This is a genomic window from Bacillus sp. FG16, from assembly GCF_057809515.1.
Map to the genome: position 1 here is coordinate 1 of NZ_JBMDKC010000401.1, position 323 is coordinate 323.

1 protein-coding gene is annotated in these 323 nt (G+C 31.0%); it reads right to left on the reverse strand.

Annotation, left to right across the window (positions count from 1 at the left end):
* On the reverse strand, window positions 1-178 hold a 178-nt coding region (locus ACODS7_RS32925), incomplete at its 3' end, for a helix-turn-helix domain-containing protein (protein WP_488828775.1).
* Window positions 179-323: the final 145 nt, after the last annotated feature.

Sequence of the window (323 nt, forward strand, 5' to 3'; positions counted from 1 at the left end):
TGATAATCTTATTTTGGTTTTTAAAAGAGGGGTGAAAAGCGTTCCCTTTACAGAGCCGACTGAGTGTACTTTTACTAACCCCACTAACTTTTGAAACTTTTTCTTGAGTAAGGTCATGTCGATCTAAAAATTTCCCTAGTTTACTACGTGGTTTGATACTAAGCCATTCCCATGCCATTATACGTTCACCTCTGAATTAGATTAATTTAATAATAGTTTGTCCAGAAGTTCCATTGTTAAAACAGTTTCATTTTAAAGTGATGAATAGACATGTAAGAGCATAAACTATAGAAAACCAAAAATATAAATATATTATGTAATTA